This window comes from Actinoplanes sp. NPDC026670, from assembly GCF_040638175.1.
Classification (GTDB): domain Bacteria; phylum Actinomycetota; class Actinomycetes; order Mycobacteriales; family Micromonosporaceae; genus Actinoplanes.
Window position 1 is genome coordinate 1 of the sequence record NZ_JBEZXU010000071.1, and the last position, 13,331, is coordinate 13,331.

Genomic DNA, 13,331 nt, shown 5'->3' on the forward strand with positions numbered 1-13,331 from the left:
CTGGGGTTTTGGGGTGGGCCGCCCCCCGCGGGGGGGGACCGGCCCTTTTTGCCCCGCGGGGGGGGGCCCCAAAAGCCCCCCGGGCTTCGCCTAGCCGATTTCGGAGCCCTCGACGTCGACGGGCGCGATGCGCCGTGGTCGAGGTTCGACCGGCCTCAGCCGCCAAGACTGGAAGGAACACACGACATGGCACGGAGCATTGCGACCAACAACCGGGTCAGCCGGGAGGAGCTGGTCGGGTTCCTGCGCCCGAGGCACCGCGCGATCCTGCTGACCACCCGTAAGGACGGCCGTCCCCAGTCCTCGCCGAACACGTGCGGCGTCGACACCGAGGGCCGGGTGGTGATCTCCAGCTACCCGGAGCGGGCCAAGGTGGCCAACATCCGCCGCGACCCCCGGGTGACCCTCACGATCCTGTCCGACGAGTGGAACGGCCCGTGGGTCCAGCTCGACGGCGTGGCCGAGGTGATCGACCTGCCCGACGCCGTCGAGCCGCTGGTGGAGTACTTCCGCTGCATCTCCGGCGAGCACCCGAACTGGGACGAGTACCGCCAGGCGATGCAAGACCAGGGCAAATGCCTGATCCGGGTGACGATCGAGTCCTGGGGCCCGATCGCCACCGGCGGTTTCCCGGCCCGCCTCGCCGACTAGAGCAACCCCGCGTCGACAACTGCGGCGCAGAACGCACCGCCGGCGCCAACTCGCGTGGACAACTGCGGCGCGAAACGCGCCACGCGTCACCACGCGAGGCTGCGCGGTCTGCGGGATACGGCAAAAGAGGCCGCAAGGCCGGCGCCCAGGAGGACAAGGCGGCGCCGGCCTTGCGGCCTTCGGGCCCTCCCGATTCCGGCGGGACCGGGCGGTCGCGTGTTTCACCCGGCCCCCTCGGGAGGGGATGCTGAGGTCAGGCCGCGAGAGGAGTGCGGTCCGGCTCGGCGTCGAGGAGATAGAGCAGGGCGTCGCGGTGCATGCCCGCGATCGGCTCGAGCAGGTCGGGGTGACGCAGCAGGACGGCGGCCTCACGGTCACGGGCGTCGGGCTGGAGCAGGCGGCGGAACTCGGCGGGCATGCCGGTGGTGGCGGTGCGCCGGGAGTGCGGCCGGGGCCGCTGGTCGGGGACCGGCATGGCGGCGATGACGGCGTCGACTCCGCGGCGGGCCAGGAGCGGGTCGGCGAGCAGGCAGGCGGCCCAGCTGACGACGACCTCGTCGACCCAGGTGCGCCAGCCCTCGCCGTCGGCGAATTCGTCGTCGGGCTCGCTGCCGGCCTTCCAGTCGAGGATGGCGGAGCCGCCGGGGCCGGCGATGGCGACGAGCGCGGCGTCGATCTCGGTCGGATAGCGCAGCCAGGCGGCGACCGTGATGGCCTGCCGGGCCTGGAGCTCCGCGAGCGTGTGCGCCACCGTGTTGGATTCGCCGCCCGGGTAGGCCCGCGCCAGCCAGTGGGTGCTGGCGGCGATCACCGGGGACAATGCGGTGGACGGTCCGGCCACGTTCGATCTCCTCCCTTCGTGCGCTTGCCGGGTCGTCGGCTCGCGTCGAGGGTTAACTCGGTGGCTCGGGGGCGCTCTTGAGCAGGGTTCCTCGATGGCAACGCAGCGCAACCGTCACACTCCCGTCGGCCCGGCGGTCGCCACCGGCCCGCCGGGTCACGGCGGCGCGCGGTGGCCGTACCGCAGCGGGGGTCGTCTCTCGGTGCGGGTGCGCGGGCCGTGCCGCGCGCGACGGCGGCCGAGGGCGCCGGGCGTCGCGGGCCCGGCAACGTGAACGCCTGTTGCGAACAGGTGAAATTGTCGTGTTTTCCGGCGGCGCACGGCCACGTCCGGATGCGCTGTAGGGCTGGCCCTCCGGTAGGTTGGGACGCAGCGGCGATCGGCCGTTTCAAAAACTCCACTGCGGAGAAGTCATAGAGACGCCGGCGGTGGTTTTCCCGGTCGCCGAGTCCTCCTGCGCCCCTCTGACTACGGTGGAGATCATGACCGGACGCTTCCCGATCGAAGACGTGACGCCGGCTGTTTCCGGTGGCCGCTACCCCGCGAAGGCGGTGGTCGGCGAGCTGGTCCCGGTCTCGGCGGTGTCCTATCGCGAAGGTCACCACGCGCTCGGCGTGAATGTGGTATGGCGTGGACCGGACGGGGAGACCAAGCCGTTCACCCGGATGACGCCCGGCGAGCCGGGCCTCGACCAGTGGCACGCGGCGATCCGGCCGGATGCGGTGGGCCGGTGGACGTTCACCGTGGAGGCGTTCGACGATCCGTACCGGACGTGGCGCGACGCGGTGGTGAAGAAGATCGGCGCCGGGCAGGGGGCCGAGGATCTGGCGAACGATCTGGCCGAGGGCGCCGACGTGCTCGACCTGGCCACCAAGATCGTCCCGGCCGAGCAGGAGGACCGGGTCCGCGACGCCGCGGCGGCGCTGCGTGACGAGCAGCGGTCGCTGTTCGCCCGGGTGACCCCGGCGCTGGACCTGGAGGAGCTGCTCTGGCACAACCCGGTGCGCGCCCTGGTCACGACGACCCGGTCGTTCGTGATCTGGGTCGACCGGGTCCGCGCCCTCTACTCGGCGTGGTATGAGTTCTTCCCGCGTTCGGAGGGCGCCGAGGTCGGGCCGGACGCGACGCCGATCAGGCACGGCACGTTCGCCACCGCCGCCGAGCGCCTGCCGGCCGTCGCCGCGATGGGCTTCGACGTCGTCTACCTGCCGCCGATCCACCCGATCGGCAAGATCAACCGCAAGGGCCGCAACAACACGCTGACGGCCCGGCCGGAGGACGTCGGCTCGCCGTGGGCGATCGGCTCCGACGAGGGCGGCCACGACGCCATCCACCCGCAGCTCGGCACCATGGCGGACTTCAAGGCCTTCATCGCGCGGACCGAGGAACTGGGCATGGAGGTCGCCATGGACCTCGCGCTGCAGGCCGCCCCGGACCACCCGTGGGTCAAGGACTTCCCGCAGTTCTTCACGACCAAGGCGGACGGCACCATCGCGTACGCCGAGAACCCGCCCAAGAAATACCAGGACATCTACCCGATCAACTGGGACAACGACTACCGCACACTGCGCGACGAGGTCTACCGCGTGGTGATGCACTGGGTGAACGCCGGCATCAAGATCTTCCGGGTGGACAACCCGCACACCAAGGCGGTCAACTTCTGGCAGTGGCTGATCCCCAAGGTCAAGGAGTCCGACCCGGACGTGCTGTTCCTGGCCGAGGCGTTCACCAGGCCGGCCATGATGAACGGGCTCGGCCGGATCGGGTTCACCCAGTCGTACACGTACTTCACCTGGCGCACCTCGGCCCACGAGATGCGCGAGTACATGCAGGAACTGCTGACCTCGATCGACTGGATGCGGCCGAACTTCTGGCCCAACACGCCGGACATCCTGCACGAGTCGCTCCAGGTCGGCGGCCCGCCGATGTTCAAGATCCGCGCGGTGCTGGCGTCGATGCTCACGCCGTCCTGGGGCCTCTACTCCGGGTACGAGCTGTTCGAGCACGTACCGCGGCCGGGCGCCGAGGAGTACATCGACAACGAGAAGTTCGAGCTGAAGCCGCGGGACTGGGCGGCCGCCGAACGGGCCGGCCGGTCCCTGGCGCCGTACCTGACCAGGCTGAACCGCACCCGGGCGGAGAACCCGGCGCTGCACTGGCTGCGCAACCTGCGCTTCCACGAGGTCGACAACGGCGCGCTGCTCTGCTTCTCCAAGCGTGACCCGGACACCGGCAACACCGTCCTGGTCATCTGCACGTTCGACAGCAGCAACGTGCAGTGGGGCAACACCACTCTGGACATGCCGGCGCTCGGCCTGGACTGGCACGACCGGTTCACGGTGGTCGACCAGATCACCGGGGCGACCTACGAGTGGGGGCAGTACAACGCCGTCCGGATCGACCCGTTCGTCGAGCCGGCACACATCTTCGTCGTCAAGGCGGGATAGACGCCTCGAGGCATCGTCGCCGTCAGGCGGGGTAGGGGGAGCAGATGGAGCTGTCGAGCGAGCACGACCCGGCCGAGGGTAGCCACAACGAGGGCGGGGTGGTCGAACATCCGACCTCCGACGACTTCGGGCACGCCCGGGCGCTTCCGGCGGACCGGACCTGGTTCCAGCGGGCCGTGTTCTACGAGGTGCTGGTCCGGGCGTTCTACGACTCGGGCTCCGACGGCGGCGGCGACCTGCGGGGGCTGATCGAGCGGCTCGACTACCTCCAGTGGCTCGGCGTCGACTGCCTCTGGCTGCCGCCGTTCTACGACTCGCCGCTGCGCGACGGCGGGTACGACATCCGCGACTTCTACAAGGTGCTGCCCGAGTTCGGCACGGTCGAGGACTTCGTGGCCCTGCTGGACGCGGCGCACAAGCGCGGCATCCGGGTGATCACCGACCTGGTGATGAACCACACGTCCGACTCGCACCCGTGGTTCCAGGCGTCCCGGCACGAGCCGGACGGGCCGTACGGCGACTTCTACGTCTGGAACGACACCAGCGAGAAGTACCAGGACGCGCGGATCATCTTCGTCGACACCGAGGAGTCGAACTGGACGTTCGACCCGGTGCGCCGGCAGTTCTACTGGCACCGGTTCTTCTCGCACCAGCCGGATCTCAACTACGAGAACCCGAAGGTGCAGGAGGCCATGCTGGACGTGCTGCGGTTCTGGCTGGACCTCGGCATCGACGGGTTCCGGCTGGACGCGGTGCCGTACCTCTTCGAAGAGGAGGGCACCAACTGCGAGAACCTGCCGGCCACCCACGCGTTCCTGAAGCACTGCCGCAAGGTGATCGACGACGAGTTCCCGGGCCGGGTGCTGCTGGCCGAGGCGAACCAGTGGCCGGCCGACGTGGTGGAGTACTTCGGCGATCCCCGCAGTGGCGGCGACGAGTGCCACATGGCGTTCCACTTCCCGCTGATGCCGCGCATCTTCATGGCCGTACGCCGGGAGTCGCGTTTCCCGATCTCGGAGATCCTGGCGCAGACGCCGCCGATCCCGGAGAACACCCAGTGGGGCATCTTCCTGCGGAACCACGACGAGCTGACGCTCGAGATGGTGACCGACGAGGAACGCGACTACATGTACTCGGAGTACGCCAAGGACCCACGGATGAAGGCGAACGTCGGCATCCGCCGGCGGCTCGCTCCCCTGCTGGAGAACGACCGCAACCAGATCGAGTTGTTCACCGCCATGCTGCTGTCGCTGCCCGGCTCGCCGGTGCTCTACTACGGCGACGAGATCGGGATGGGCGACAACATCTGGCTCGGCGACCGGGACGGCGTGCGCACCCCGATGCAGTGGACCCCGGACCGCAACGCCGGCTTCTCCACGGCCACGCCCGGGCGCCTCTACCTTCCGGTCAATCAGGATCCGGTGTACGGGTACCAGGCGGTGAACGTGGAGGCCCAGCGGGACAGCGCCACCTCCCTGCTGAACTGGACGCGCACCATGCTGGCGGTCCGGCGCAGACACGAGGCGTTCGCCGTCGGCACGTTCCGTGAGCTGGGCGGCTCCAACCCGTCGGTGCTCGCCTATCTGCGCGAGCTCGGCGACGACGTGGTGCTGTGCGTCAACAACCTGTCACGCTTCCCGCAACCGATCGAACTGAACCTCCAGCACTGGAACGGATACACCCCGGTGGAGCTCACCGGGCACGTCAACTTCCCCCGGATCGGCCAGCTTCCGTACCTGTTGACGCTCCCGGGGCACGGGTTCTACTGGTTCCAGTTGTGCGGGTCGGAGGAGAAGCAATGACGCTGCCTTTCGCCGAGTGGTTACCGAAACAGCGCTGGTACGCCGGGCGCAGCCGAGTCCTGTCCTCGGTCAAGGAGGCGTCCGCCACGACTCTCGGCGAGGATCTGGAGCTGGTCCTCGTCGACGTGGAGTACACCGACGGCAGCTCCGAGCGGTACCAGATCCTGGTCGGCTGGGGCGCCGGGCCGATCCCGGAGTACAGCCAGGTCGCGACCATCGGGCCGGCCGACGACGGCCGGGTCGGCTACGACGCCCTCTACGACCCGGCGGCCGCCCGCCACCTGCTGGGCCTGGTCGACCGGTCCGAGCTGGCCGGTGACATCACCTTCGAGAAGGAGCCGGGCGTCACGCTGCCGCTGGAGGCCTGGCCGCGGGTGTTCGACGCGGAGCAGAGCAACACCAGCGTGATCTTCGACCAGGACGCCATCCTCAAGCTGTTCCGCCGGGTCACCTGCGGGGTCAACCCGGACATCGAGCTGAACCGGGTGCTCGGCCGGGCCGGCAACTCGCACGTGGCGCGGCTGCTCGGGTCGTTCCAGGTCGCCGACGACTGCTCGCTGGGCATGGTCACCGAGTACGCGGTCAACTCGGCCGAGGGCTGGGCCATGGCCACCGCCTCGGCCCGGGATCTGTTCGCCGACGCCGCGTTCGCCGCGGACGAGGTGGGCGGCGACTTCCAGGGCGAGTCGTACCGGCTGGGCGAGGCCGTGGCGTCGGTGCACCTGACCCTCGCCGAACAGCTCGGCAGCGGCCCGGCGCCGTTCCCGCTGGACGCGGTGCTGGCCCGGCTGCGGACCGCCGCCAACGCGGTGCCCGAGCTGCAACAGCACGTCCCGGCGATCACCGGCCGGTTCAGCGCCCTCACCGGCGAGCAGGTCGAGGTCCAGCGTATCCACGGCGACCTGCACCTCGGGCAGGTACTGCGTACCCCGGAGAGCTGGCTGCTGATCGACTTCGAGGGTGAGCCCGGCCAGCCGCTGGACGAGCGGCGGCTGCCCGACTCGCCGCTGCGCGACGTGGCCGGGGTGCTGCGCTCCTACGAGTACGCGGCCTACCAGCTGCTGGTCGACCAGGACGACGACGAGCCCCTGGCGGCACGGGCCCGGGAGTGGGTGGACCGCAACCGGGCGGCGTTCTGCGACGGGTACACGCATGTGGCGGGCGCCGACCCGCGTGACAAGGCGGCGCTGCTGGCGGCGTACGAACTGGACAAGGCGGTCTACGAGGCCGCCTACGAAGCCCGGCACCGGCCCGGCTGGCTGCGGATCCCCCTGCGGTCGATCGCCCGGCTCGTCGGATGAACCCCGGAGGGCACCCCAAAACCATGATCGGTCAGACCAGCGCCTCGCGGCTCGCCGCCGACAAACGGGCCATGGACAGCGTGATAGCCGGGGACTCGCACGACCCGCACGGCATCCTCGGCGCCCACCCGCACGGCGGCCGGACCGTCGTGCGCACCCTGCGCAAGGGCGCCACCGAGGTGGCCGTCCTGCACGAGGGCGAGCGGTACGAGGCGACGAAGGTCCACCCGGACGGGATCTTCGCGGCCGAGCTGCCCGGGACCGTCCTCGACTACCGTCTCGACGTCGACGGGACGCAGTGCGACGACCCGTACCGTCACCTGCCCACCCTCGGTGAGCTCGACCTGCACCTGATCGGCGAGGGCCGGCACGAGAAGCTGTGGAAGGTGCTCGGGGCGCAGCCGCGCGGCGCCGGCGTCGGTTTCGCGGTGTGGGCCCCCAGCGCCCGTGGCGTGCAGGTGGTCGGCGACTTCGCCGGCTGGGGCCCCTACGACGGGTGGCCGATGCGGTCGCTCGGCTCCAGCGGCGTGTGGGAGCTGTACATCCCCGGCGCGCACATCGGCACGAAGTACAAGTTCAAGATCCTCGGCCGGGACGGGGTGTGGCGCGAGCACGCCGACCCGCTGGCCCAGCACACCGAGGTGCCGCCGGCCACCGCGTCGGTCGTCTACCAGTCGTCCTACCAGTGGCACGACGAGCAGTGGATGCGGGAGCGGTCCCGCAAGTCGTGGCACCAGGAGCCGATCAGCGTCTACGAGGTGCACCTGGGCTCGTGGCGGCCCGGCCTGACCTACACCGAACTGGCCGACCAGCTCGTCGAGTACGTGGTCGAGACCGGTTTCACCCACGTCGAGCTGATGCCGGTGATGGAGCACCCGTTCGGCGGCTCGTGGGGTTACCAGGTCACCGGCTACTACGCGCCGACCTCCCGGTTCGGCACGCCCGACGAGTTCCGGCACCTGGTCGACAAGCTGCACCAGGCCGGCGTCGGCGTGATCCTGGACTGGGTGCCCGCCCACTTCCCGAAAGACGAGTGGGCGCTGGCCCGTTTCGACGGCACTCCGCTCTACGAGCACGGCGACTGGCGGCGCGGCGAACACCCCGACTGGGGCACCTACGTCTTCGACTTCGGCCGCACGGAGGTCCGCAACTTCCTGGTCGCCAACGCGCTCTACTGGTGCGAGGAGTTCCACGCCGACGGCCTGCGGGTCGACGCCGTCGCCTCGATGCTCTACCTCGACTACTCGCGCAAGGACGGCGAGTGGACCCCCAACCAGTACGGCGGCCGGGAGAACCTGGACGCGATCAGCTTCCTCCAGGAGATGAACGCGACCGTCTACAAGCACCACCCCGGGGTCATGACGATCGCCGAGGAGTCCACCGCGTGGCCCGGCGTCACCCGGCCCACCCACCTCGGCGGGCTCGGTTTCGGCTTCAAATGGAACATGGGCTGGATGAACGACACCCTCTCCTACATGGAGAAGGAGCCCATCTACCGGCAGTGGCACCACCACCAGATGACCTTCGCCACCGTCTACGCGTGGAGCGAGAACTACACCCTGCCGATCAGCCACGACGAGGTGGTGCACGGCAAGGGCTCGCTGACCGGCAAGATGCCCGGCGACCTGTGGCAGAAACTCGCCAACACCCGCGCCCTGCTCGGTTTCATGTGGGCCTTCACCGGCAAGCAGCTGCTCTTCATGGGCGCCGAGATGGGCGACCTCGCCGAGTGGAACGAGGGCCGCGGCCTGGACTGGACACTGCTCGACGACCCGCAGTTCGGCGGCATCCGTGGCCTGGTCAAGGACCTCAACCGGGTGTACCGGGAGACGCCCGCGCTGTGGACGCAGGACACCAGCCCGTCCGGTTTCCGCTGGATCACCAGTGAGGACTCGCAGCACAACACCTTCTCGTTCGTCCGCTTCGCGCCGAACGGCGACACCCTGGCGTGCATCGTCAACTTCGCCGCCATCCCGCACGAGGGTTACCGCATCGGCCTGCCTCGCTCCGGCCGCTGGACCGAGGTGATCAACACGGACAGCGCCCTTTACGGCGGCTCCGGCGTCGGGAACCTGGGCGAGGTCGAGGCGGAACACCTGCCCTGGCACGGCTTCGACGCCTCGGTGTCGCTGCGGGTGCCACCGCTGGGCGCCGTCTGGCTGCGCCACGAGAGCTGACTCTCCCCCGGCTGTGACTCGCACCGCCGGGGGTGACTCTCACTTCCGGCGGTGACGCTCACTCCAGGCTGTGACTCTCATTCCAGGCTGTGACTCTCACTCCCGGCTGTGCGGGAACAACCCGCGCAGCCGGGGGTAGGGCGGCATGCTCTCCCAATCCGGCGGAAGTGGATCGCACCGGCTGGTGAACCCGCGCGCGGCCAGCGCCTCCTCCAGATCACCGGGATGCGCCTTGCCCGCGACGTAGTCGAGCGACTCCCAGTCGGGCCACTCGTCGTCGGCCCAGTCACGATAGCGACGGCCGGCCAGCCGCCGGATCCCCGGCAGGGTGGCCAGCGCATCCGGATCGGCCTCGACCAGCTCGAAACGCTCCCGGCCCTGCCCGATCAGCCAGCACTGGAAATACCAGAACGTGTCGTCGGAGGCGCCGTCGTAGACCACCTCGGCCGCGCCCCACACCGCCGCGTTGTCGATCCGGTCGCGGAGCTCCTGCAACCTGATCTCGAAATCCTCGATGTGGACCGGGTCGAGACGGGTCAGCGCCGCGATCAGCCACTCCTCGCGGGCGTCCTGGTCGCCCGGCCGCTCACCGCCGCTGTGCTCGATCAGCTGCCAGAACTCGTCGATGTCCATGCCCGGGATCCAAGCACCGGGGTACGACATTTTCTCAGCGTCCGAGCCATTCGGTGGCGAGCAGCCCGTACAGCAGGTCGTCGGTCCACTCGCCCTTGATGAAGGTCTGCTGCCGCAGCAGCCCCTCCCGCTGGAAACCGAGCCGCTCCAGCAGCGCCGCGGACCGCGCGTTCCGCGCGTCGCACTCCCCGGTGACCTTGTGCAGCCCTTGCGCCCGGAACAGCCGGTCCAGCACCGCGCCGACCGCCTCGGCCGCAAAACCCCTCTTCTGGTACGCCGTGGCCAGCGTGAACCCGATCTCCCCCTGCATCCGGTTGTCGTGCAGGCGGACGTACACATCCCCGATCAGCCGCTGCTCGTCGGCGAGCTCGATCGCATACTGGAACCGGCCCGGCTCGGCCGGCGAGCTCGCCGCGAAGTTACGGACCGCGACCTCCGCGCTCCCGATCGGGAAGGGCGCGTCCCACGACTGGTAACGGGCCACCTCCGGATCGGACCGGTAGGCCGCCAGCGCGGGCGCGTCGGACGCCCGGAAACGCCGCAGGATCAGCCGCTCGGTCGTCATCAGCACGGGCCGAGAATATGTCAGACCCGCGGGGCAGAATGCGGGGCATGGACTCGACGACCGAGCGGATCCGCGACATCTGCCTGCGCCTGCCCGAGGCGACCGAGCGCCTGAGCCACGGCTCGCCGGCGTTCTTCGTCCGCGACCGCAAGCAGTTCGTGATGCTCTGGGCCGACGGCCATCACGACCACGATTTCCCACATCTGTGGTGCGCGGCCCCACCGGGCGCCCAGGCCGAGCTGATCGCCGCCGATCCGGCCCGTTTCTTCCGGCCACCCTACGTGGGTCATCGCGGCTGGCTCGGCGTCCGGCTCGACCGCTCCCCCGACTGGTCCGAGATCACCGAGCTGTGCACCGACGCCTTCCGCACGGTCGCCCCGAAAGCCCTGCTCACCCGCCTCGACGAGGCCTGAACCAGCGGTAGGATAAAAGTATGACCGTGAAGCTCAGCATCAGCGTCCCTGACGATGTCGCGGAATATCTCCAGAGCCAGGGCAACGCCTCGGCGGCCGTGACCGAGGCTGTCCGCCGGGTTCTGCCAGAGGCACGCCGCCTCAGGCAGCGTGAGGCCGCCCAGGCGTATGGCAGGTTCCTCCGGGAGCGCACGCCCGAGCAGGCCGACGCCGACCGGATCCTGATCGAGAGCAGCAACGACATCGCACTGCGCGGCACCGAGTGGTGAAGCGCGGTCAGATCTGGACCCTGCTGCGCGGCGGCTCCCAGCATCGCGTGCTGGTCATCAGCAACAACGAGTACAACGCGATCGATGAGCTCGCGATCTGGGCGCTCACCGTCGTGCGGGAGTCACCGCATCCCAATCACCTGGCGGTTCCGCTCGGCGGCGGCGATCCGCTGAGCGGTGCATGGGTGCGGATTCACGGGGTGGTGCAGATCCTCGACCGGACCTCGTTGCGAGATCTCCACGGTTTCGTCTCCCACGCCACGATGACCGCGACCGAGGACGCCATCCGCGACTTCCTCGAGCTGCCCTGACGCTCAGGAGCCGGCGGGTGGGACACCGCAGTTGCGGCGCAGCATGGTGTCGAGGGCCTTTCGGTCGTCGTCGTCGACCGGGACCGTCGTGTAGAGCTGTTTGCCGCCGTCCAGCGAGATCCGGACCGGGAACTCGAAGGGTTTCTTCACCTCGGCGAAGGCGTGCAGGTCACATCGCAGCGGTGACGCGGTGAACGGCAGCGTGGCGACCGGGGCCCCGGCGGTCACCTCGGCCAGCGGGTTCGCCGTGCGGTAGGCGAGGCGGTACATCACGTTGCCGTCGAAGGAGTGCAGCCGGGCCGTGCCGGTGGCGGCCGCGGTCCGTTCGACGACGAGGCTCCCGCGCACGCCCTCGGCGCCCAGGTCGGTCCAGTCGCCGAAACGCAGGGCCACGCTCTTGCGGACGGTCTCGGCCGCGCAGTCGTCGGCGAGCAGCCGGTTCAGCAGCTCGTTGGGGTACGGCAGGGCGAGCCGCACCCGCTGGGTCCGGGTGTCGCCCTCGACCCGCGCCACAACCGTCACGTAGGAGGCCTCAGCGGCCGCTGCGCAGCCTCCGGTGCCGTAGGGCACGGTCACGTCCACCCGGAGCCCGTTCGGCGGCAGGAGGGCCGGTGTGTCGACCGGCGTCTCGCCCTCGAAGGACGGCAGGTCCGGCTCGACCCGGGAGATCCACACCGGCGCCGGGCCGTCGTTGTGCAGGGCGATGCCGAGCTGCCGGGCCACCTCGTCCTGCCGCCACTGCTCGGCGGTCGCCCGCAGCTTCAACTCCGGCAGCGGCGCGCCCTCGCCCGACCCGCCCCCGGAGCAGGCGGCGAGCCCCATGAACAGCGCAGCCACCGACACTGCCGGGAAAAGGCGACGGGCCGCGATCAGGAGCGCAGCCACCGACAAAGCCCGGAAAAGACGACGGGCCGCGATCAGGAGCGTAGCCACAGACACCGCCCCGGAAAGGCGACGGGCCGGGATCAGGACGGCCGCCGCCGCACCGGCGAGGATGCGGCGGGTCCTGATCATCGCCGTCAGGCTTCGACGACGTCGGCGACGATCACCGTGACGTTGTCCGGCGCGCCGTTCTCCAGGGTGCGGTTGACCAGCTCGGCGGCGCACGTCTTGCGGTCGGCGACGTCACGCAGCGTCTGGGCGATCACGGTGTCCTCGACGTAGTCGGAGAGCCCGTCGCTGCACAGCAGGTACCGGTCGCCGATCCGGGCCGGGATCATCCGCCCGGCCGGCCGGAACGGGCCGCCCTGCACCGCCTGGGTGACCAGCGCCCGCTGCGGGTGCCGCCGGGCGTCGTCGGGTGTGAGCACCCCCTGGTCGACGAGCGCCTGCACATACGTGTCGTCCCGGGTGAGCTGCTGGAAGTCGCCGTCGCGCAGCAGGTAGCAGCGGGAGTCGCCGACGTTGAGGGCGGCCAGCCGGTCGCCGGAGAGCAGGAGCGCGGTCACCGTGGTGCCCATGCCGTCGCGCGCGTCGTCCTCGGCGACGGACGCCTCGATCCGCTGGTTGGCGGTCTGCAGCGCGTTGATCAGATCCTGGAGCGGCTCGCCGTTGTCCGGAGCGGTGTCGACGACGCTGAGACTCTGCACCAGGATGTCGCTCGCCAGCTCGCCGGCGGGAAGCCCGCCCATGCCGTCCGCCACCACGAAGAGTCGATTACCGACGAAGACGGCGTCTTCGTTGTTGGACCGGACCAGGCCCTGATCAGTGGCGGCGACCGCCCGGACAGCAAGCGTCATGTGACAACTGTGCCAAAGGCCAATTCCGTTGTCTCTAGTACCTCCTACCAAGTGTCGGCGGATGCCTGGTATGCCACCGCGGGGCCGACCCCGTCACCGACCACCCCGAAAAGGATGATGGCGCAGGTCACAGCCCTTGCGGTGGTCCCGCGAGGCGATCCGGCGGCGGCTCGCGGCGATCT

Annotated in this window: 13 protein-coding genes; 8 read left to right on the forward strand and 5 right to left on the reverse strand. The window is 70.0% G+C overall.

Annotated features, from left to right (window positions below):
* Window positions 1-186: 186 nt before the first annotated feature.
* Entirely contained in the window at window positions 187-651 is a 465-nt protein-coding gene (locus AB0E94_RS43025; protein ID WP_360339022.1) for a PPOX class F420-dependent oxidoreductase, read from the forward strand.
* 253 nt (window positions 652-904) lie between these two features.
* On the opposite strand, the gene AB0E94_RS43030 is transcribed toward AB0E94_RS43025, so the two are convergent.
* A complete protein-coding gene (locus AB0E94_RS43030) occupies window positions 905-1,492 on the reverse strand; it encodes a hypothetical protein (RefSeq protein WP_360339025.1) in 588 nt (195 codons plus the stop codon).
* A 482-nt stretch (window positions 1,493-1,974) separates the two neighbouring features.
* Between AB0E94_RS43030 and AB0E94_RS43035 the strand changes: the two genes are divergently transcribed.
* The 4 genes from AB0E94_RS43035 to glgB are packed head-to-tail and all read left to right on the forward strand — an operon-like array spanning window position 1,975 to window position 9,219.
* Window positions 1,975-3,939, forward strand: coding sequence for an alpha-1,4-glucan--maltose-1-phosphate maltosyltransferase (locus tag AB0E94_RS43035; protein WP_360339028.1), 1,965 nt, complete (start codon window positions 1,975-1,977; stop codon window positions 3,937-3,939).
* Window positions 3,940-3,983: 44 nt separating this feature from the next.
* Window positions 3,984-5,741 (forward strand): maltose alpha-D-glucosyltransferase, encoded by a 1,758-nt coding sequence (gene treS, locus AB0E94_RS43040; protein WP_317792104.1) that lies wholly within the window; start codon window positions 3,984-3,986, stop codon window positions 5,739-5,741.
* The gene (locus tag AB0E94_RS43045) at window positions 5,738-7,042 is read left to right on the forward strand and encodes a maltokinase (protein WP_360339031.1); all 1,305 of its coding nucleotides are present in this window, start codon (window positions 5,738-5,740) and stop codon (window positions 7,040-7,042) included. The genes treS and AB0E94_RS43045 overlap by 4 nt, the downstream gene beginning before the upstream one ends.
* 23 nt (window positions 7,043-7,065) lie before the next feature.
* Entirely contained in the window at window positions 7,066-9,219 is a 2,154-nt protein-coding gene (gene glgB, locus AB0E94_RS43050; protein WP_360339034.1) for a 1,4-alpha-glucan branching protein GlgB, read from the forward strand.
* 96 nt (window positions 9,220-9,315) lie between these two features.
* Here glgB and AB0E94_RS43055 read toward each other — a convergent pair whose 3' ends face one another.
* Together AB0E94_RS43055 and AB0E94_RS43060 are read right to left on the reverse strand one after the other, a co-directional pair.
* Window positions 9,316-9,852 carry a DUF4240 domain-containing protein gene (locus tag AB0E94_RS43055; RefSeq protein ID WP_360339037.1) on the reverse strand — a complete coding sequence of 179 codons (537 nt, stop codon included), beginning with the start codon at window positions 9,850-9,852 and terminating at the stop codon, window positions 9,316-9,318.
* A 34-nt stretch (window positions 9,853-9,886) separates the two neighbouring features.
* The gene (locus AB0E94_RS43060; RefSeq protein ID WP_360339163.1) at window positions 9,887-10,417 is read right to left on the reverse strand and encodes a GNAT family protein; all 531 of its coding nucleotides are present in this window, start codon (window positions 10,415-10,417) and stop codon (window positions 9,887-9,889) included.
* A 47-nt stretch (window positions 10,418-10,464) separates the two neighbouring features.
* Between AB0E94_RS43060 and AB0E94_RS43065 the strand changes: the two genes are divergently transcribed.
* From AB0E94_RS43065 to AB0E94_RS43075, 3 genes are read left to right on the forward strand one after another with little or no spacing between them, the layout of a single operon-like run.
* A complete protein-coding gene (locus AB0E94_RS43065) occupies window positions 10,465-10,830 on the forward strand; it encodes an MmcQ/YjbR family DNA-binding protein (protein ID WP_360339040.1) in 366 nt (121 codons plus the stop codon).
* 20 nt (window positions 10,831-10,850) lie between these two features.
* Window positions 10,851-11,099 (forward strand): hypothetical protein, encoded by a 249-nt coding sequence (locus AB0E94_RS43070; protein WP_360339043.1) that lies wholly within the window; start codon window positions 10,851-10,853, stop codon window positions 11,097-11,099.
* On the forward strand, window positions 11,096-11,410 hold the full coding sequence (locus AB0E94_RS43075) for a type II toxin-antitoxin system PemK/MazF family toxin (RefSeq protein WP_360339046.1): 315 nt from the start codon (window positions 11,096-11,098) through the stop codon (window positions 11,408-11,410). The genes AB0E94_RS43070 and AB0E94_RS43075 overlap by 4 nt, the downstream gene beginning before the upstream one ends.
* Window positions 11,411-11,413: 3 nt before the next feature.
* On the opposite strand, the gene AB0E94_RS43080 is transcribed toward AB0E94_RS43075, so the two are convergent.
* Window positions 11,414-12,424, reverse strand: coding sequence for a hypothetical protein (locus AB0E94_RS43080; protein ID WP_360339049.1), 1,011 nt, complete (start codon window positions 12,422-12,424; stop codon window positions 11,414-11,416).
* A gap of 5 nt (window positions 12,425-12,429) precedes the next feature.
* Complete coding sequence (locus AB0E94_RS43085) at window positions 12,430-13,149, reverse strand: protein phosphatase 2C domain-containing protein (protein WP_360339052.1); 720 nt, start codon at window positions 13,147-13,149, stop codon at window positions 12,430-12,432.
* Between the last annotated feature and the right edge of the window lie 182 nt (window positions 13,150-13,331).